The sequence below is a fragment of the Staphylococcus coagulans genome (assembly GCF_022557135.1).
GTDB lineage: Bacteria > Bacillota > Bacilli > Staphylococcales > Staphylococcaceae > Staphylococcus > Staphylococcus coagulans.
Map to the genome: position 1 here is coordinate 1,285,735 of NZ_CP092966.1, position 19,656 is coordinate 1,305,390.

At 34.4% G+C, this 19,656-nt stretch carries 20 protein-coding genes; 17 read left to right on the plus strand and 3 right to left on the minus strand.

Annotated elements, in window-relative coordinates:
- The first annotated feature begins 64 nt into the window (after positions 1-64).
- From KM149_RS06065 to recO, 6 genes are read left to right on the plus strand one after another with little or no spacing between them, the layout of a single operon-like run.
- Entirely contained in the window at positions 65-1,009 is a 945-nt protein-coding gene (locus tag KM149_RS06065) for a PhoH family protein (protein WP_241415185.1), read from the plus strand.
- A 3-nt stretch (positions 1,010-1,012) separates the two neighbouring features.
- Complete coding sequence (gene ybeY, locus KM149_RS06070) at positions 1,013-1,477, plus strand: rRNA maturation RNase YbeY (RefSeq protein ID WP_060829840.1); 465 nt, start codon at positions 1,013-1,015, stop codon at positions 1,475-1,477.
- A complete protein-coding gene (locus tag KM149_RS06075) occupies positions 1,474-1,812 on the plus strand; it encodes a diacylglycerol kinase family protein (RefSeq protein WP_082704412.1) in 339 nt (112 codons plus the stop codon). The genes ybeY and KM149_RS06075 overlap by 4 nt, the downstream gene beginning before the upstream one ends.
- Before the next feature lie 15 nt (positions 1,813-1,827).
- Positions 1,828-2,238 carry a cytidine deaminase gene (gene cdd, locus KM149_RS06080; RefSeq protein WP_165545515.1) on the plus strand — a complete coding sequence of 137 codons (411 nt, stop codon included), beginning with the start codon at positions 1,828-1,830 and terminating at the stop codon, positions 2,236-2,238.
- Positions 2,231-3,127 carry a GTPase Era gene (gene era, locus KM149_RS06085; RefSeq protein ID WP_165545514.1) on the plus strand — a complete coding sequence of 299 codons (897 nt, stop codon included), beginning with the start codon at positions 2,231-2,233 and terminating at the stop codon, positions 3,125-3,127. The genes cdd and era overlap by 8 nt, the downstream gene beginning before the upstream one ends.
- Positions 3,128-3,151: 24 nt before the next feature.
- Positions 3,152-3,922, plus strand: coding sequence for a DNA repair protein RecO (gene recO / locus KM149_RS06090; protein WP_214969934.1), 771 nt, complete (start codon positions 3,152-3,154; stop codon positions 3,920-3,922).
- A 102-nt stretch (positions 3,923-4,024) separates the two neighbouring features.
- Here the strand turns inward: recO and KM149_RS06095 are convergent, their stop codons facing one another.
- Positions 4,025-5,416 carry a glycine--tRNA ligase gene (locus KM149_RS06095; RefSeq protein WP_241415186.1) on the minus strand — a complete coding sequence of 464 codons (1,392 nt, stop codon included), beginning with the start codon at positions 5,414-5,416 and terminating at the stop codon, positions 4,025-4,027.
- 502 nt (positions 5,417-5,918) lie between these two features.
- On the opposite strand from KM149_RS06095, the gene ccpN reads away from it, so the two are divergent.
- The 6 genes from ccpN (at position 5,919) to KM149_RS06125 (ending at position 12,373) form a co-directional block, all read left to right on the plus strand.
- Positions 5,919-6,542 (plus strand): transcriptional regulator CcpN, encoded by a 624-nt coding sequence (gene ccpN, locus KM149_RS06100; protein ID WP_081635142.1) that lies wholly within the window; start codon positions 5,919-5,921, stop codon positions 6,540-6,542.
- A gap of 11 nt (positions 6,543-6,553) precedes the next feature.
- Positions 6,554-7,381: a pyruvate, water dikinase regulatory protein gene (locus KM149_RS06105; RefSeq protein WP_050330791.1), complete on the plus strand. Its 828-nt coding sequence runs from the start codon at positions 6,554-6,556 to the stop codon at positions 7,379-7,381.
- A gap of 75 nt (positions 7,382-7,456) precedes the next feature.
- Positions 7,457-9,241: a DNA primase gene (gene dnaG, locus KM149_RS06110; protein ID WP_214969933.1), complete on the plus strand. Its 1,785-nt coding sequence runs from the start codon at positions 7,457-7,459 to the stop codon at positions 9,239-9,241.
- Between the two features lie 17 nt (positions 9,242-9,258).
- Positions 9,259-10,368, plus strand: coding sequence for an RNA polymerase sigma factor RpoD (rpoD, locus tag KM149_RS06115; RefSeq protein WP_016425197.1), 1,110 nt, complete (start codon positions 9,259-9,261; stop codon positions 10,366-10,368).
- Between the two features lie 224 nt (positions 10,369-10,592).
- Positions 10,593-11,288 (plus strand): tRNA (adenine(22)-N(1))-methyltransferase, encoded by a 696-nt coding sequence (locus KM149_RS06120; RefSeq protein WP_165545541.1) that lies wholly within the window; start codon positions 10,593-10,595, stop codon positions 11,286-11,288.
- On the plus strand, positions 11,267-12,373 hold the full coding sequence (locus tag KM149_RS06125) for a Nif3-like dinuclear metal center hexameric protein (RefSeq protein ID WP_214969931.1): 1,107 nt from the start codon (positions 11,267-11,269) through the stop codon (positions 12,371-12,373). The genes KM149_RS06120 and KM149_RS06125 overlap by 22 nt, the downstream gene beginning before the upstream one ends.
- A 128-nt stretch (positions 12,374-12,501) precedes the next feature.
- Here KM149_RS06125 and KM149_RS06130 read toward each other — a convergent pair whose 3' ends face one another.
- The gene (locus KM149_RS06130) at positions 12,502-13,470 is read right to left on the minus strand and encodes a 4-hydroxy-3-methylbut-2-enyl diphosphate reductase (RefSeq protein WP_050330795.1); all 969 of its coding nucleotides are present in this window, start codon (positions 13,468-13,470) and stop codon (positions 12,502-12,504) included.
- Positions 13,471-13,666: 196 nt separating this feature from the next.
- On the opposite strand from KM149_RS06130, the gene KM149_RS06135 reads away from it, so the two are divergent.
- The 5 genes from KM149_RS06135 to KM149_RS06155 all read left to right on the plus strand — a co-directional run bounded on the left by KM149_RS06135 (position 13,667) and on the right by KM149_RS06155 (position 18,220).
- Entirely contained in the window at positions 13,667-15,007 is a 1,341-nt protein-coding gene (locus KM149_RS06135) for a DEAD/DEAH box helicase (protein WP_182280251.1), read from the plus strand.
- Between the two features lie 17 nt (positions 15,008-15,024).
- The gene (locus tag KM149_RS06140) at positions 15,025-15,915 is read left to right on the plus strand and encodes a deoxyribonuclease IV (RefSeq protein ID WP_050330797.1); all 891 of its coding nucleotides are present in this window, start codon (positions 15,025-15,027) and stop codon (positions 15,913-15,915) included.
- 259 nt (positions 15,916-16,174) lie between these two features.
- A complete protein-coding gene (locus KM149_RS06145; RefSeq protein ID WP_214969929.1) occupies positions 16,175-16,945 on the plus strand; it encodes a metal ABC transporter ATP-binding protein in 771 nt (256 codons plus the stop codon).
- A complete protein-coding gene (locus KM149_RS06150) occupies positions 16,942-17,805 on the plus strand; it encodes a metal ABC transporter permease (protein ID WP_050330799.1) in 864 nt (287 codons plus the stop codon). Before KM149_RS06145 ends, KM149_RS06150 begins: the two co-directional genes overlap by 4 nt.
- Entirely contained in the window at positions 17,792-18,220 is a 429-nt protein-coding gene (locus KM149_RS06155) for a Fur family transcriptional regulator (protein WP_050330800.1), read from the plus strand. Before KM149_RS06150 ends, KM149_RS06155 begins: the two co-directional genes overlap by 14 nt.
- 130 nt (positions 18,221-18,350) lie before the next feature.
- Here the strand turns inward: KM149_RS06155 and ispG are convergent, their stop codons facing one another.
- Positions 18,351-19,454, minus strand: coding sequence for a flavodoxin-dependent (E)-4-hydroxy-3-methylbut-2-enyl-diphosphate synthase (ispG, locus tag KM149_RS06160; protein WP_171839466.1), 1,104 nt, complete (start codon positions 19,452-19,454; stop codon positions 18,351-18,353).
- Positions 19,455-19,656: the final 202 nt, after the last annotated feature.

Genomic DNA, 19,656 nt, shown 5'->3' on the forward strand with positions numbered 1-19,656 from the left:
AATTGCAACATACAATTTAAATTTGATACATTTGTAATAACAATACATGTAAAGGAGCTACTATATGCCTGGAATTATTCAGATTGACGATATCAATCAAGCACAAGCTTTATTAGGGAATAATGATGAACATATTAAACTAATTGAAGACGCGTTTGATGTTGTCATACATGCAAGAGGACAAGAAGTAGCAGTCAAAGGTGAAAAGCTGGATGCTGTTACTGAAGCGGAATCTGTACTCATCAACTTACTAAAAGTGATTGAGCAAGGTGCATCAGTTACAATTAAAGATGTACAAGCGGCAATCAAAATGGCGAAAAATGGACAAATCGAACATCTTATTGATTTATACGAAGAAGAAATCACTAAAGATGCATTTGGAAAAACCATTCGTGCCAAAACGATGGGGCAACGTATGTATATTCATGCAATGAAAAAGAATGACTTAGTTTTTGGTATTGGTCCAGCCGGTACCGGGAAGACATTTTTAGCAGTTGTTTATGCCGCAAAAGCTTTGCGTGCTGGTCAAGTGAAAAGACTTGTACTTACTCGCCCAGCCGTAGAGGCAGGGGAATCCCTAGGTTTTTTACCCGGCGATTTAAAAGAAAAGGTGGATCCTTACCTTCGTCCTTTATATGATGGTCTGAATACAGTTCTTGGCGTTGAGCAAACCGCACGCTTTATCGAACGAGGTATTATTGAAATTGCACCTTTAGCTTATATGAGAGGGAGAACGTTAGATGATGCATTTGTCATATTAGATGAAGCGCAGAATACAACCCACGCTCAAATGAAGATGTTTTTAACACGACTTGGTTTCGGCTCAAAAATGGTTGTAACTGGAGATAAAACACAAATCGACTTACCTAAAGGCGTGAAAAGTGGCTTAATAGAGGCAGAACAACGACTTAAAAATATTAAAGGACTATCAATTCTACATTTAGATCAAGCTGATGTCGTCCGCCATCCTTTAGTTGGAAGAATAATCAGTCGATACGAGGAGGATTAATCCATGTTTACAATTGATTTTAGTGATCATACAGGACAAGTGAAAGCAGAATGGTATGAACAAATTAATGCGTTGTTAGATTACGCAAGAACTGAAGAAGGTATAAATGAAGAAGCTGAGCTATCAGTGACATTTTCAGATAAAGATGAAATTCAATCTATTAATCGTGATTATAGAGATAAAGACCGTGTCACAGATGTTATATCTTTTGCGTTTGAAGAACAAGAAGACATTTTTGAAGGCATGGATATGCCACGTATTTTAGGAGATATCATCATTTGTACTGATGTGGCACAAGAACAGGCGCAACAGTATAACCATTCATTTGAGCGTGAGTTAGGATTTTTAGCACTACATGGCTTTTTGCATTTATTAGGTTATGATCACATGACTGAAGAAGAGGAAAAAATTATGTTTAGCCGCCAAAAAGAAATACTAGAAGGCTTTGGTTTAACTAGGGATCAATGATGAATCGTTTTAAATACGCATTCCAAGGTGGTCTCACATTGTTGCGTAAAGATAGAAACTTTTTATACCATCTTATATTGGCGGTTTTAATTATAATTCTTGGAAGTTTCTTGTCGTTAAATCGAATCGAATGGATGTTAATCTTACTAGCAATATTTTTAGTTCTCATTACAGAAACGATTAATACAGCAATTGAGTACGCTGTAGATTTGACAACAGGTTCATTTCATATATTTGCAAAAAACGCAAAAGATATTTCAGCATTCAGTGTGTTGCTAGCATCTATTTTTGCTATAATTATTGGTTGTATGATTTTTATACCTAAATTGATATAAGAGGAGCTAAAAAACATGGCTTATACAGAAGAATACTACAAAGAAGTTAGAGCAGCGCAACAAAAAGCATATGCACCTTATAGTAAATTTAAAGTTGGTGCATATCTTATCACGAAAGATGGACATACATTCCATGGTGCAAACGTTGAAAATGCCGCTTATCCATCATCAATTTGTGCTGAGCGTTCAGCTTTAGTTGCTGCAATTTCTCAAGGTTATCGCCCTGGAGATTTTGAATCGATTACGATAACAGTGGATAGTCCTGAACTTGCTTCACCATGTGGTCCTTGCAGACAGGTGATGAAAGAATTATGTGATGATGATATGCCTGTGTATATGACGAATCAAACAGGAGAAGTAAGAACGTCTACTGTTGCTGAACTTTTACCTTATGGATTTTCTGGAAAGGATTTAAATAATGAATGAATATAAATCAGGATTTGTAACTATCATTGGCCGTCCCAATGTTGGTAAATCTACATTTGTTAATCGTGTCATCGGTCATAAAATTGCGATTATGTCAGACAAAGCACAAACGACACGAAATAAAATACAAGGGGTCATGACAGAAAAAGATGCACAAATCGTTTTTCTGGATACACCGGGTATTCACAAACCTAAACATAAGTTAGGGGACTACATGATGAAAGTGGCTAAAAATACACTTTCTGAAATTGATGCAGTAATGTTTATGGTCAATGTCAATGAAGAGATTGGTCGAGGCGATCAATATATCATGGAGATGTTAAAAACGGTAAAAACACCTGTTTTTTTAGTCTTAAATAAAATTGATTTAGTGCATCCTGATGCATTAATGCCAAAAATCGAACAATATCAAACTTATATGGATTTTGCGGAAATCGTACCTATTTCTGCGCTAGAAGGCCATAATGTCAAACATTTTCTAAATGTATTAAAATCTTATTTACCTGAAGGACCACAATATTATCCAGACGGTCAAATTTCAGATCACCCAGAACAATTTGTCGTGAGTGAACTCATTCGTGAAAAAATTCTACAAACAACTTCTGAAGAAATCCCTCATGCTATTGGCGTCAATGTTGAGCGTATGACCAAAGAATCTGAAGATCGTGTTCATATTGAGGCTACGATTTTTGTAGAGCGTGATTCACAGAAAGGGATTGTCATTGGAAAAGGCGGCAAAAAATTAAAGGAAATCGGTAAAAGAGCGCGGCTTGATATTGAACATCTACTCGGCTCAAAAGTATACCTTGATTTATGGGTGAAAGTCCAAAAAGATTGGCGAAACAAGGCTACATTTATTAAGCAAATGGGTTACGTTGAAGACGAATGATTTTGTAAATAGGGTGGTGGCGACATGTTAGTGAAACAAAAAGGCATCATCATTAAATCTGTAGATTATGGTGAATCTGATAAAATTATTACCATTTTAAATGAACATGGCGCTAAAGTTCCCCTTATGGTAAAGCGTGCCAAAAAAGTTAAATCAGGACTTCAAGCTACTACTCAACTTTTTGTACAAGGTTTGTTCATATACAACAAATGGAAAGGTATGGGAACGCTGACATCTATTGATGTAATTGATTTGAATTATGAATTGCGTCAAGATATTTATACTAATAGTTATGCCAGTCTTTGTCTAGAAGCGATTGATCGCTCAATGGAAGTAGATGAAGTCAATCGGAATATGTACGCATTACTTATTTTTGTATTTGAACGAATTCATAAAGGTGTCTCTCCACAGCTTGTAGCAAATATTGTGATGTTAAAATGTATGTCACGTTTTGGTTTTGATGTAAACTTGTCTCAATGTGTGGTAACAAGAGATACCCATCCAGGTCATTTTTCACATTATAGTTTTAAATTTAACGGCGTTTTATCCCAACAGGCTGCCTCTCAAGATGAACATGCCTATCCATTATCAAATAAAACAATCTATCTTACTCAAGTCTTAAAAAATTTACCCTTGAATAAAATCAAAGAAATTCATATTCAAGATGCCATTATTGACGAAATGTCTCAATTTATTTTACTCCTGTATAAGGAGTATGCTGGCATGTATTTTAGAAGTCAAAGGCTCATTAATCAATTACATCGGCTTGAAATGAATCAAAATTTTGATCGATGAAAGGTTTGTTTATTCACTAATAAGTGTAGAGGCATAAAGAAAAATTTAACAATATAAAAATGGGAGTGAATCACATCAATGTGATCCACTCCATTTTCTTATTTAAAATTTAACTTTTTCTGCTAAAAATGCATTTAATTCACTAATTGGCATACGAACTTGTTCCATTGTATCACGATCACGCACGGTTACTTGTTGATCTTCAAGTGAATCAAAGTCGAATGTAATACAGTAAGGTGTACCAATTTCATCTTGTCGACGATAACGTTTACCAATAGATTGAGATCCATCAAAATCTACTACAAAATCTTCACTAAGTTGTTCATAAACTTTAATTGCATCTGCAGAAAGTTTTTTACTTAATGGTAAAATTGCTGCTTTATATGGTGCAATGGCAGGGTGGAAGTGTAATACTGTACGTGCATCTTTACTTCCTTCAACACCTTCTTCATCATAAGCGTCACATAAAAACGCTAATGTTACACGATCGGCACCTAATGAAGGTTCAATACAGTAAGGGATATACTTTTCATTTGTTTCTGGATCATGATATCTAAAATCATCTCCAGAGTGTTCACTGTGTTGTTTTAAGTCGTAATCCGTACGACTAGCAATACCCCATAATTCGCCCCAACCGAACGGGAAACGATATTCGATATCTGTTGTAGCATTTGAGTAGTGAGATAATTCATCTTCATCGTGGTCACGTAATCGTGTGTTGTCTTTGTTAAGACCTAAATTAGTTAACCAATTCGCAGCAAATTCTTTCCAATAGTTTTGCCATTCGATTTCTGTACCAGGTTTACAGAAAAATTCTAATTCCATTTGTTCAAATTCACGTGTACGGAAAATAAAGTTTCCTGGTGTAATTTCATTACGGAAAGATTTACCAATTTGCCCAATACCAAATGGTAGTTTTTTACGCATTGAACGTTGTACGTTTTTATAGTTTACAAAAATACCTTGAGCTGTTTCAGGTCGTAAGAAGATTTCATTTGTTGAATCTTCAGTAACACCTTGGAATGTTTTAAACATTAAATTAAATTGTCGAATGTCTGTCCAATTCGCAGTACCACTTACAGGACAAGTGATGCCTTCTTCATCAATAATACGTTTCATCTCATCAAAACTTAAACCATCTGCAATAAAGTTTTCATCACCTTTTTCGTTTAACATATAGTCTTCAATCAATTTGTCAGCACGATATCTTATTTTACTGTCTTTGTTATCGATCATTGGATCATTAAAGTTACCTAAATGTCCTGATGCTTCCCAAGTTTTAGGGTTCATTAAAATAGCAGCATCCAAACCTACATTATAAGGTGATTGCGTAATGAACTTTTTCCACCATGCTCTTTTAATATTGTTTTTCAATTCAACACCTAATGGACCGTAATCCCAAGTATTTGCTAAACCACCATAAATTTCACTACCAGGAAAAACAAATCCTCTGTGTTTGGCTAATTGTACAATAGTATCCATGTTTTTATCCATTTCAGTTTACACTCCTTAACAATAAAAAAGCCCCAAGCCAAAGAATCAACTTTGCCTTGGGACGAATTATAATAATAATCCGCGGTTCCACCCAAATTAGTGTCGCCACTCACTTTTATTCAATTCAAATCATACGCCAAATCAGTGTGTTAAGCTTCCACCATCCTTAACTCGCTTTATTATTAATTTTAAATTATACGAATTAGAAAGGCAAGTAAAATCATAATTGTATCACTTTCGAATACAAGTTATAATGAATATTGTACTAAAAATGCAAAGTCAATCTAATTTTGATTGCATGCCAACTCAAAGTTTATATGAGGGACTATGTTTTACTTCTATAAACTTTCAATATATCGTTTTCCATAATCGATGCAATATTAACAATTTAATGTTACTGGTTTGCCAACAGATAAAAATATAGTGCTAGTATGCAAAAAGGAGGCACTTCTGCTATTTAATTAGCATAACCGTTTTCGGTTTTAAATAGTTAGAGACTCATATAGAACTTAGTCAAAGACAAGCCCATATTGTAGAAATTGTTAAGTCTTCCGGACCAATTACAGGTGAAAAGATAGCAGAACAGTTAAATTTAACTCGTGCTACGCTGAGACCTGACTTAGCTATCTTAACGATGGCTGGATATTTAGAAGCAAGACCTAGAGTCGGTTACTTTTATTCTGGTAAGTCAGGATCACAACTTTTAACTGAACAATTAAAACAATATATCGTTAAAGATTACCAATCACATCCAGTGATTTTAAAAAGCGATGTGACAGTTTATGATGCGATTTGCTCGATATTTATTGAAGATGTAGGAACATTATTCATTGTTAATAATGAAAATGAACTCGTTGGTGTTTGTTCGAGAAAAGATTTACTTAGAGCTTCAATGGCAGGGCAAGACATACACACCATGCCAGTCAATATTATTATGACAAGAATGCCTAATATTGTCTTGCTCAATGAGAATGATTTAGTCTTGTATGCAGCACGACAAATGATAACGAAAGAAATAGACTCAATACCTATAGTACGAGCAAAAGAAAATGGCAAGTTTGAAGTGACAGGTCGTATTTCGAAAACCACAATCACTAAACTATTCGTATCGCTATTTGATCATTAGGAGGATAATCTATGAAAAATGTAAAAGTAATTGTTGCTTCAGATTCAGTGGGAGAGACTGCTGAACTAGTAGCTAAAGCATGTATTTCTCAATTTAAACATAGCGATCACTCATCTGACATATTACGCTATCCTTATATAGAAACAAAAGAAAATATCGACGAAATCATTGCCTTAGCAAGAGAAGTCGATTCTATCATTATATACACACTTGTGCGCCCTGATATCCGCAGTTATATGCAAGAATTAATAGAGCAATACGATCTCAAATCTGTTGATATTATGGGTCCTATGATTCAAGTGATGGAAAAAACATTTAACCAAAAATCATTAAACGAACCCGGAATTGTACATCAGCTTGACGAAGATTATTTCAAAAAAATAGAGGCTATGGAGTTTGCTGTTAAATATGACGATGGCAAAGACCCTAAAGGGTTACCTAAAGCAGATATTGTTTTAATTGGGGTATCACGCACTTCAAAAACACCTATTTCACAGTATTTAGCACATAAACGATACAAAGTGATGAATGTTCCTATCGTCCCTGAAGTGACACCTCCTGATGCGTTATTTGAAATAGATCCGCAGAAGTGTATTGCGTTGAAAATAAGTGCTGAAAAATTAAATGCAATTCGTAAAGAAAGACTTAAACAGTTAGGATTATCTGATTCCGCACGTTATGCGACAGATCAACGTATTACAGAAGAACTTGAATACTTTAATCAAATAGTTGAAAAGATAGGCTGTCCAGTTTTAGATGTTTCTAATAAAGCGATTGAGGAAACTGCCAATAATATTATTCAAATCATTGAGCATAATAATTCCTTTTTTAATGGATAAATTGTATAATAATACAGCTGTCTTTTAATCATTCACAAAATTATGATGCAGTAAATTGTAATATAAGGTGATGAAATGAGAATTCCACAAAGTACGATTGACGAAATTAAGACACAATCGGACATATTAGACGTAGTGAGCGAATATGTCAAACTTGAAAAGAGGGGGCGCAATTATATCGGTTTGTGTCCTTTTCATGACGAAAAAACACCTTCTTTTACCGTTTCAGAGGACAAACAAATTTGCCACTGCTTTGGATGTAAAAAAGGAGGGAACGTGTTTCAATTTATCCAAGAAATTGAAAATGTTTCATTTACAGATGCTGTTAAAAAATTAGGCGCACGGGTCAATATTAAAGTAGATACCGGTGAATCAAAAGAGTTAGAGCACATTGCATCAGATGATTTAACAATGATTCAAATGCATGAATCATTGCTTGATTATTATCACTATTTATTGAAAAAAACCGTTGAAGGTGAGAAAGCGCTCAAATATTTATATGATCGTGGCTTTACAGATGAAATCATAGACGAGCGTAAGATAGGATTCGCACCAAATTCATCACATTTTGCAACGAACTTTATGGAAAAAAAGGGCTATGATTTACAACTTGCGTATGAAGCAGGTATATTATCACGAAATGAAACAGAATTTAACTATTATGACCGTTTTCGTGATCGTATTATTTTTCCACTTGCCAATGCTCAAGGTCGTATTGTTGGCTATTCGGGTAGAACGTACACGGGTCAAGAACCTAAATATTTAAATAGTCCTGAATCTCCTATATTTCAAAAAAGAAAGATGCTTTATAATTTAGACAAAGCACGTAAAAGCATCCGTCAAAATGATGAAGTTATTTTACTCGAAGGATTTATGGATGTCATCAAGTCTGATAGCGCGGGCTTAAAAAATGTAGTTGCCAGTATGGGTACACAACTATCAAATGAGCATATTACGTTTCTAAAAAAACTGTGTGGTCATATTACAATTATGTATGATGGTGATAATGCTGGGATAAACGCAGCGTTAAAAACGGGTCAAACGCTGCTACAGCAACAATTTAATGTTTATGTCGTTCAATTGCCCACTAAAATGGACCCTGATGAGTATATAAGTAAATTTGGTGCAGAAAAGTTCCGTGACTTTGTTAATAAAGAGAAAAAATCATTTGTAAGCTTTAAACTTCATCTTAACCAAAGCGAAATACAAAACAACGATTTATCTTATGAGAAATATTATAAAACTTTTATAGAAGATGCAGCACACATCAATTCAAAAATTTTAAGAAATAAAGTGATACAAGATGCTGCCCAAGTGTTTAAAATAAGTGCTGAGAGTCTAAATAAAGAAGTAGAACGAATAAATCCACAACAAAATGTTGCACCCAGACAAGTTCAGCATGAAACACCACAATACACAACACTTACTAAATATGAAAAAGCCGAGCGTGCACTTTTAAAACATTTTATCAGTGATAAAGAAGTATTTTTAAGCTTTTATCAAGATATTGAAGAAACAGACTTTACAAATCAACATTTTAAACGTATATTTAGTATTTTACGGGAGTTTTATTCAAATAATGATTCCTTTGTGATGAGTGACTTTATCACTTATGTTAATCAGGAAGAATTAAAAGAAGTGTTGATACATTTAGTAGATTATCCACTTAACAGTGAACCGTTTGAAAATGAAATCACTGATTATATTAAGTTGATGACTGAACATCGATTTTCAGAATCGATTGAAACACTCCATGAAAAGTTGCGCGAAGCAACCCGAATCGGGGATACAGAATCTCAAAAATACTATTTAGAGATGATTGTCAATAAAAATAGAGCTAGATTGAAGAGTCAAGAATAATTTCGGGAGGCCTTTTTATGTCAGATAACCAGGTAAAAGTAATAAAAAAAGAAACCATTGATCCGACACTCACATTAGAAGATGTAAAAAAACAACTTATTGAAAAAGGTAAAAAAGAAGGTCATCTAAGCCATGAAGAGGTAGCAGATAAATTACAAAACTTTGATATGGATTCTGACCAAATGGATGAATTTTTCGATATGATTAATGATAATGACATCCAACTTGTAAATGAAAAAGATAGTTCAGATACAGATGATAAATTAAATCCTGGCGACCTGAGTGCACCACCAGGGGTTAAAATTAACGACCCTGTAAGAATGTACTTGAAAGAAATTGGTCGTGTGGATCTTTTGAGTGCACAAGAGGAAATAGAATTAGCGAAACGTATTGAGCAAGGTGACGAAGTGGCGAAAGCACGCTTAGCTGAAGCGAATTTGCGTCTTGTTGTAAGTATTGCAAAACGCTACGTCGGACGTGGCATGTTGTTTCTTGACTTAATTCAAGAAGGTAATATGGGTTTAATCAAAGCGGTAGAAAAATTCGATTTTAGTAAAGGATTCAAATTTTCTACGTATGCTACATGGTGGATTAGACAAGCGATTACACGTGCAATTGCCGACCAAGCGCGAACAATTCGTATTCCTGTTCATATGGTAGAGACAATCAATAAATTAATCCGCGTACAACGTCAATTATTACAAGACCTCGGTCGTGATCCAGCACCTGAAGAAATTGGTGAGGAAATGGATTTACCTCCTGAAAAAGTGCGTGAGATTTTAAAAATTGCACAGGAACCTGTGTCTTTAGAGACACCTATTGGTGAAGAAGATGACAGCCATTTAGGTGATTTCATAGAAGATCAAGAAGCTCAAAGCCCTTCTGATCATGCAGCGTATGAATTATTGAAGGAACAATTAGAAGATGTCCTTGATACTTTAACAGACCGTGAAGAAAATGTACTTCGTTTACGTTTTGGTCTTGATGATGGACGAACACGTACATTAGAAGAAGTCGGTAAAGTATTTGGTGTGACACGTGAACGAATTCGTCAAATTGAAGCTAAAGCTTTACGTAAACTTAGACACCCAAGTCGCAGTAAACGTTTGAAAGATTTCATGGACTAAGACTAAAAGCACATATAACAATGGGATAGATGAATAAAGGCTTTATTTCAAATTCGACTAAAGTGCTTCATACGACTTAAAAAGAATTAATGCTTTAGTCAGCCTTGTTAAGGTGGGACTATGAAATTTAAATTCAGTTTAGATTTCTATCCCACTCTTTTTTTGTATCAACATCTAATTGATACGTCATTTTATTTAGCATTTTACATAGAGGAGGGATTACTATCATTCCAATAAATAAACGACTAAAAAAGGTCAGTGAATATGTTACCGGTGATGTCCTTGCTGATATTGGCTCAGATCACGCTTTTTTACCTATGTTTTGTATTGAAAATGGTTTGATAGATCATGCTATTGCAGGAGAAGTCATTAAAGGGCCATATCAATCTGCTGTTAAAAGTGTACAGCTTCACGGCTATCAATCTAAAATTGATGTACGCCTTGGAGATGGGTTAACTATTCTAACTGAGAACGACAAGATAGATACCGTGGCGATATGTGGCATGGGCGGGCCATTGATTGCTCGAATTTTAAAACAAGGTGCCGCATACATTCAAAATCAACCGAGATTAGTTTTGCAGTCTAATATTCAAAGTCAGCCTATACGCGAATTTTTACAAAAAAATGGCTATCAAATTACTACAGAAACATTAATGAAAGAGCGTGCGCATATTTATGAAATCATAGTTGCGGATCCCGGTAAAATGCAGCTGTCTGAACGAGATTTAAAATTTGGTCCATTTTTACACCCATCACCTAATGATTTATTTATTGAAAAGTGGGAAAGAGAGTTAGAGGCATTATCGGACATTAAGAAAAATCTCAATCCTGAAAAGCATAAACAACGTTGGAACGAGATAAACAATTTAGAAAGTGACATAAAAGAGGTGTTACCACAATGCAACTCAAAAAGCTTTTAGAAATTTTAAATAAAAATGTCCCATTCCATACTGCTGAATCATGGGATAATGTAGGTTTATTAATTGGCAATAAAGAGAGCGAAGTTACAGGTATCTTAACCGCGCTTGATTGTACGGGTGAAATTGTCGATGAAGCTATAGAAAAGAATATAAACACCATCATTGCGCATCATCCTCTTATATTTAAAGGCATCAAACAAATTATTGATGATGATGCATATGGGTCAATTATATACCGCTTAATTCAAAATAACATTAATTTAATTGCATTGCATACCAATTTAGACGTTCATCCTGAAGGCGTAAATGCCATGCTTGCTGAAAAGATTGGTCTAAAAGATTTTGAACTTCTTAACAAAGAAAAAGAGCATTATTATAAAATTCAAATATATATTCCTGAAGAAAATGCTGAGGCTTTTAAAGATACTTTATCACAGCATGGTCTTGCCCAAGAGGGAGAATATGCGTACTGTTTCTTTAATACAAATGGAAAGGGGCAATTTAAGCCTTTAGAAAACGCAAATCCTCATATTGGTGAAGTTGGTAGAGTTGAGACGGTGCAAGAACAAAAAATTGAATTTATGGTTCAATCTCATCAACGTTCTCTAGCAGAAGCATTAATTCATCAATACCACCCGTACGAAACACCCGTCTATGATGTCATTCTAATGACACGAACATCTCATCATGGTCTGGGGATGATTGGAAATCTTGAACATAAAATGACGGTCAATTCCTTCGTCAATCAGGTTAAAAATGCTTTACAAATGCCAAGTGTAAGATTTATTGGAGATATTAACGCTTCAATTCAACGCGTTGCAATTATTGGTGGATCTGGAATGGGTAATGAGGTGCAAGCACATCAATCTGGTGCGGACCTTTTTATAACAGGAGATATTAAACATCATGATGCATTAGATGCAAAAATAGCAGGTATCAATTTATTAGATATTAACCATTATAGTGAATATGTAATGAAAGAAGGGCTTGTTCATTTGTTAAGAAATTGGTTAGAGCCAGAACTGGAACATTCATTCAAAATTGAAGCCTCCGCACACAATACCGATCCTTACGATTATTTATAAAAGATAGTGTAAAAATCTTATAAAATTCACAACCAAAAGCTGAAAAGTTAGCTAATGGTCAATTAAAATCTATTTTTACTAAAGCAAAAGTCGAAGCAATTGTATCAAACTGCTTCGACTTTTATATGTTATTCCATAATTTTAACAGGTTTAGCTTTTTTAATTTTAGGTAGAATTTTCTCAACAGGCACATTAGAGTGAGTTGTATGAGTTTCAGGATTCATTGAATCGTAATCTTTCAAGAAGTTAATCACTTCTTTTACAATTGGCGTTGGCGTCGAAGCCCCTGCAGTAACAGCTACAGTCTCAACACCTTCAAGCCATTCAAGTTTAAGTTGTGAAATGTCTGCAATTCGATAAGATTGCGTATGTGCGATATCTTTAGAAACTTGTGCAAGGCGATTAGAATTATTACTTTTTGGATCACCGACAACAATTAGTAGGTCAGCTGCACCAGCTTGCTCAGCAACTGCTTCTTGTCTCACTTGCGTCGCTTGACATATCTCTTTATGTTGTTCAATGTGTGGGAACTTCTCTTGTAAATCCTCCATTAAATGTAAAACATCCCATTGAGACATCGTTGTTTGGTTGGTTACAATCAAAGGATAATCATTGAGTGTATCTGGTAAAGCTTCTACATCTTCTTTCGTTTCAACAAGATAAACAATATCTGGTGCAACACCGACAGCACCTTCTGGCTCAGGATGACCTTTTTTACCAATATATATGACATGATAGCCACTTGCCTTTTTCTCTCTAATCAAAGCGTGTGTATTCTCAACATCTGGGCATGTGGCATCAATGCATGTTAGCCCCTTAGCTTTAGCACGTTTTTTCACTTCTGGTGAAACACCATGTGCAGTGAAAATAACAGTACCTTCTGAAATCTGTTCTAAAATCTCTAATCGATTTGGTCCGTCTAATGTAATAATACCATCCGTTTCAAAAGCATCCGTTACATGCTTGTTATGAACAATCATACCAAGTATATAGATAGGCCGTGGTAAATTAGGGTCAAGCGAAGCATTTCTAGCAATCACCATCGCATCGACAACACCATAACAATAACCACGAGGGGTAATCTTAATAATTTCCATTTTTATACACGAACCTCCTTCGATACATCATTATATCAGTAACACCGTACTTTTAAAATTAAAATACAAATAAAATCTAGATTTAGTCTCACAACTACAAATGTAAAAATCATATTTAAAAACATGCACTTTGCTTATTTTCATTAAACATGATTTCATTTATAATATAGAGACGAATCTTTAAGGAGGCCAAATCATGGCAAATCATCCATTTGACCAATTTCGTTTTGATTCAAACTTAATTGAAGCAATTAAATCATTAAATTTTAAACAACCCACTGAAATACAACAACGTGTGATTCCAAAAATAATGAAACGTGTAAATCTGATTGGTCAATCACAAACGGGTACAGGGAAATCTCATGCATTTCTTTTACCATTATTCCAACAAATTGATCCCACATACGAGGAACCACAAGCCATTATCGTTGCACCAACACGTGAGTTAGCAACGCAACTTTACCAAGCTGCGCAACACCTTAGTCAATTTAAAAAGAATATAAAAGTAAGCTTATTTATTGGTGGAACTGATTTTGAAAAAGACAAACAAAAGACTACGGTTCAACCCCAATTGGTGATTGGTACACCAACGCGCATAAACGATCTCGCTAAATCGGGTGCGCTACATGTTCATTTAGCAAACTATTTAGTTGTAGATGAAGCTGATTTAATGATTGATTTAGGTCTCATCGAAGACGTGGATCAAATCGCGTCTAAACTTGATGAACAAGCAAAAATGGCTGTTTTTAGTGCAACAATTCCTAAGACATTATATCCATTTTTAAATAAATATTTAGAGCAACCAGAATTTATCGAAGTTAAGAGTGAATCGAAAAATAAAAAGAGTATTGAATTCTTCCTTATTCCTACAAAAGGTGCACAAAAGATAGATAAAACTGTTTCACTAATTGAACTTTTAAATCCATATCTCGCAATTATATTTTGTAATAGTAGAGACAGTGCGGATGCGCTCGCAAATGAGATACAGCAACAGGGTATTCAAGTTGGTATGATTCATGGTGGCTTGTCTCCACGCGAACGTAAACAACAAATGAAGCGAATCCGAAACTTAGATTATCAATATGTGATTGCAAGTGATTTAGCTTCAAGAGGAATCGACATTGAAGGGGTCAGTCACGTCATTAATTTTGATGTACCTAAAGACATTGACTTCTTTACACATCGTGTTGGCAGAACGGGACGTGGTAATTATAAGGGCATTGCAATTACACTTTATACACCTGAAGAAGAAGAACTGATTCATTTAATTGAACAAAAAGGATATCAGTTTGAAAATGTAGATATTAAAAATGGTGAATTAAAACCTATCAAAGCTCACAATACGAGAAAACTACGTCAAAAACAAGATGATCACATTACGCAACAAGTAAAACATAAAGTGAAACGTAATAATAAGAAAAAAGTTAAACCAGGGTATAAGAAAAAATATAAGCAAGAGCTTGAACAGATAAAACGCCAAGAAAAAAGACAGTTTAGCAGAAGTAAAAAACGACAAGCTAGAAAGAATAAAAGATAAAAAAGGACAGGATAATTATGTTAATAGGTTCTCACGTCTCAATGAGTGGTAAAAAAATGTTACAAGCATCCGCTGAAGAGGCACATCAATACGGGGCTTCAACATTTATGATTTATACTGGAGCACCCCAAAATACACGTCGCAAAGCGATAGAAGATCTTAATATCGAAAACGGTAAAGCAACAATGGAAAAATATGGTTTATCAAATATTGTTGTACATGCACCCTATATTATTAATATTGCTAATACGAACAAACCAGAAGTCTTTGAACTAGGTGTAAATTTCTTGCAGAATGAAATTGAGCGTACAGAGGCAATTGGAGCCAAAGATATCGTCTTACATCCAGGTGCGCATGTTGGTGCTGGTCCTGAAGTCGGTATTAAAAAAATTATTGAGGGACTTAATGAAGTCTTAACCAACCAAAACGATGTTAGAATTGCGCTTGAAACAATGGCTGGAAAAGGTTCAGAGGTGGGCCGAACTTTTGAAGAACTCGCTCAAATTATTGATGGTGTTACACACAATGAACGACTTTCTGTTTGCTTAGATACATGCCATATTCACGATGCAGGATATGATGTCGTTCATGATTTTGATGGTGTTTTAGACGAATTTGACCGTATTATAGGGGTAGACCGTATTAAAGTCGTCCATGTGAATGATAGTAAAAACCCAATTTCAGCTCATAAAGATCGACATGAAAACATTGGTTTTGGTCATATCGGATTTGATGCACTCAATTATGTCGTACATCATGATCAATTTAAGGATATTCCTAAAATTTTAGAAACGCCATACGTTGGGGAAGATAAGAAAAATAAAAAACCTCCTTATCGTTATGAAATAGAAGCTTTCAAAAACAACAAATTCGATCCTGAAATGAAAAATAAGATTATGTCAGTTTAATCTATAGCTCAGAATGATTTTTTGAACTGGCATATTGTGTCAGTTATCTAAATTCAAAAGTGCACTTGAGATATACAAGTTGCACAAATAGGGGTGAGCGCTAATTTTTTAGTCTCACTCCTTTAAATTTCGAATGAATTAGTACTAAATTTTTACATTATAAAAATCGCGTATTTAATGTTATAATAAATCGAAGTCGGAAAGATTACTATTTACATTGTATGCTTTAAATCAATATGGTGAAAATTGAGGTGAAAAGATGCCACAATCAGTCTTTGAATTAAAAGGAATAGACTTTTTTTATGACAATAAAAAAGTATTAGAAAATATCAACATTCGTATCAATAAAGGTGAATTTTTAGCAATTGTTGGACCTAATGGCGCGGGTAAGTCTACGTTGCTCAAATTAATTTTAGGTATTTTGCCAATTCAAAAGGGCGAAATTCTTATTGATGGAGAGTCATATCACAAAAAATTGACGACCGATAAAATCAGTTATGTCTCACAAAAAGCGTCATCTGTTACATCTGGTTTTCCAGCTACTGTAAAAGAAGTCGTTTTGAGTGGTTTAACTCGTAAAAAGCGTCTTTTCAGATGGTTTAGCAACTCTGATGATCAGAAAGTAGATCAGGTCTTGAATCGATTGAATATATCGCAATTAAAACATAAAAATATTGCACAATTATCTGGAGGGCAACAGCAACGTGTATTAATTGCACGAGCACTTGTCTCTGAACCTTCTGTACTTGTATTAGATGAGCCAACTAATGGTATAGATGCGAAACATGTCGGTGAATTTTATGAGACGTTAGATCACCTCAAAAAAGAAGGCGTTACAATTATTTTAGTAACACACGATATTGGTGTTGTTGTTGATACAGCAACTGAAGTGGCTTGTTTAAATAAACATTTGCACTTCCATGGGGCAACAAGTGAATTCAAATCACTTGATGAAGTTGAAATTTCTAAAATTTATGGCCACCCCATTAAATTTGTAGACCATAAACATGATAGGGATTGTTGTGTATGATTGATGCATTATTGAATTTTGAATTTATCAGGTATTCTTTTATTAGTGGTATATTGATAGGGGTTATTGCTCCATTAATCGGTACGTTTATTGTTGTAAGACGTTTATCATTAATTGCAGATGCTTTAAGTCACGTGACTCTTGGTGGGATATCATTCGGCATGTACTTGTTAACTGTCTCATCAGTATTTGCATTTATAAATCCGATATGGACAGGTATTATTTTTGCAATTATTGGTGCGTTGTTAATTGAAAAACTTAGAACATCTTATAAAAACTATTCTGAAATCGCTATACCTATTATTATGAGTACAGGTATTGGATTAAGTGCGATATTTATATCTTTAGCCAAAGGCTTTAACCAGGAACTTTTAGGGCTTTTATTTGGTTCTATTAGTGCTGTATCGCTGAGTGATTTGTTTACAATTATTACAATTACGGTATTAGTGTTATTATATATCATGTTATTTTATAAAGAGCTATTTATACTCTCTTTTGATACAGAGTACAGCCAAGTTATCGGTATACCAAAGTGGATTCAATTTTTATTTATCGTTATTGTCGCTTTAGTGATATCTGCTTCTATGCGTGTTATTGGTGTATTGCTTGTTAGTGCGCTAATTACACTTCCTGTTGCAATTGCAATGCGTTGGACAAAAGGGTTTAAGCAATTTATATTCTTAAGTATCACGATTGGTGAGTTTTCTGTCATTATTGGGCTGGTTACTGCATTTTATTTAAATATCTCACCTGGTGGTATTATTGTTGTTATTTTAGTCATCATGTTAATGTTAACGCTATTTTATCAGTCCTTTGTAGTCAGAAAATTTAAAGGAGTGAATGTGAATGAAAACAAATGAAGCCATTCGTATATTGAAAAATAATGGGCATAAATATACGAACAAAAGAAGAGATATGATTGAGCTGTTTATTAATGAGGATAAATATATCAATGCTAAGACCATCCAACAACACATGAATGCGCACTATCCAGGTATATCTTTCGATACAATTTATAGAAACTTACACTTATTTAAAACTTTAGGCATCATCGAAGGAACAGAAATGGATGGAGAAATGAAGTTTCGTGCGGCATGCACTTCTCATCATCACCACCATTTTATTTGTAAAGTATGCGGAGATACAAAAGTCATTGATTTTTGTCCAATGTCTGAAATCAAAGCAAAACTACCAAATGTTGACATTGAAATGCATAAATTAGAAGTTTACGGTATGTGTGAAAAATGTAAGCAAAAAGGCTACCATCTTGTTTAATTAGAGAGATCTCTATTTACTTTAGTAAAAAATGAAATGTATTGTAAAAATAGTAAAAACCCGAACGTTTGCTTTCTTTGACGTTCGGGTTTTGATATTTGTTCAGCAAAATAAGGTAAACACGTGATGTCTAGTTTTGATTTGCAGTTGCTTCTTTTTTCTTGTTTTCTTCCCATTCAGCAGCAAGTTTATCAATTTCCATTTTTAATTCATCCACCATTGTTTCTTCGGGTACTTTTCTCACTGTTTTCCCTTTCATAAATAACAAGCCTTCTCCACGAGCGCCGGCAATACCAATATCTGCTTCTCTCGCTTCACCTGGACCGTTTACGGCACAACCCAGTACTGCTACTTTTAAAGGAACTTGAAGTTTCTCAATGTATTCTTCTACTTCATTTGCAATTGAAATTAAATCAATTTCGATACGACCACAAGTTGGACATGCAATCAAAGTTGCCGCATTGCTTGCTAAGCCAAAAGATTTTAATAAAGACTTAGCAACTTTAACTTCTTCAACTGGATCTGCTGAAAGTGAAATTCTCATTGTGTTACCAATACCAAGAGATAAAATTGCGCCTAAACCAGCAGAAGATTTAACTGTACCATTAAATAATGTACCACTTTCTGTAATACCAAGATGTAATGGGTAATCAAATGCTTGTGCAGCCTTTGTATAAGCTTCAATTGCGAGATTAACATCACTCGCTTTCATTGACACGATAATGTCATGAAAATCTAAATCCTCTAAAATTTTAATATGATGTAATGCACTTTCTACCATACCATCAGCAGTAGGGTAACCATATTTTTTTAGAATATGTTTTTCAAGAGAACCCGCATTAACACCAATTCGAATTGGGATTCCTTTTTCTTTACAAGCTTCCACAACAGCTTCTACTTTTTCACGTCTTCCGATATTACCTGGATTAATACGGATTTTGTCCGCACCATTTTCAATCGCAATCAATGCTAATTTATAATTAAAATGGATATCTACTACAAGAGGGATATTAATTTGTGCTTTAATATCTTTAATAGCGTACGCATCTTCTTCGTTTGGACATGCAACACGTACAATTTGACAACCTGCTTCCTCTAAGCGTTTAATTTCAGCCACTGTTGCCTCTACATCGTGAGTTTTCGTCGTTGTCATACTCTGAATAACAACTTCATCTGCACCACCAATTGTTAAATTACCGACTTTAACAGGGCGCGTATTTTTACGATGTGTAATTTCAGCCATAATAGGAACTCCTTTATGAATAGTTTTAACTTGAAAATGCACTTCTAAGAGGCGATTAATTCAACGTTATTTCATATTATACAATAAGCCCACCTGCATATTCAAAACAATTAGATTGAGAATGTCATAAATTTTTCATAAACATTGTAAAGTGAATATTTACCATTAGAGCATTGAAAATATGTTTCATGAT

Coding starts and splice junctions, on each gene's coding strand:
- KM149_RS06065 (WP_241415185.1), top strand. CDS start 65: ATGCCTGGAATTATTCAGATTGACGATATCAATCAAGCACAAGCTTTA.
- ybeY (WP_060829840.1), top strand. CDS start 1,013: ATGTTTACAATTGATTTTAGTGATCATACAGGACAAGTGAAAGCAGAA.
- KM149_RS06075 (WP_082704412.1), top strand. CDS start 1,474: ATGATGAATCGTTTTAAATACGCATTCCAAGGTGGTCTCACATTGTTG.
- cdd (WP_165545515.1), top strand. CDS start 1,828: ATGGCTTATACAGAAGAATACTACAAAGAAGTTAGAGCAGCGCAACAA.
- era (WP_165545514.1), top strand. CDS start 2,231: ATGAATGAATATAAATCAGGATTTGTAACTATCATTGGCCGTCCCAAT.
- recO (WP_214969934.1), top strand. CDS start 3,152: ATGTTAGTGAAACAAAAAGGCATCATCATTAAATCTGTAGATTATGGT.
- KM149_RS06095 (WP_241415186.1), bottom strand. CDS start 5,416: ATGGATAAAAACATGGATACTATTGTACAATTAGCCAAACACAGAGGA.
- KM149_RS06105 (WP_050330791.1), top strand. CDS start 6,554: ATGAAAAATGTAAAAGTAATTGTTGCTTCAGATTCAGTGGGAGAGACT.
- dnaG (WP_214969933.1), top strand. CDS start 7,457: ATGAGAATTCCACAAAGTACGATTGACGAAATTAAGACACAATCGGAC.
- rpoD (WP_016425197.1), top strand. CDS start 9,259: ATGTCAGATAACCAGGTAAAAGTAATAAAAAAAGAAACCATTGATCCG.
- KM149_RS06125 (WP_214969931.1), top strand. CDS start 11,267: ATGCAACTCAAAAAGCTTTTAGAAATTTTAAATAAAAATGTCCCATTC.
- KM149_RS06130 (WP_050330795.1), bottom strand. CDS start 13,470: ATGGAAATTATTAAGATTACCCCTCGTGGTTATTGTTATGGTGTTGTC.
- KM149_RS06135 (WP_182280251.1), top strand. CDS start 13,667: ATGGCAAATCATCCATTTGACCAATTTCGTTTTGATTCAAACTTAATT.
- KM149_RS06140 (WP_050330797.1), top strand. CDS start 15,025: ATGTTAATAGGTTCTCACGTCTCAATGAGTGGTAAAAAAATGTTACAA.
- KM149_RS06145 (WP_214969929.1), top strand. CDS start 16,175: ATGCCACAATCAGTCTTTGAATTAAAAGGAATAGACTTTTTTTATGAC.
- KM149_RS06150 (WP_050330799.1), top strand. CDS start 16,942: ATGATTGATGCATTATTGAATTTTGAATTTATCAGGTATTCTTTTATT.
- KM149_RS06155 (WP_050330800.1), top strand. CDS start 17,792: ATGAAAACAAATGAAGCCATTCGTATATTGAAAAATAATGGGCATAAA.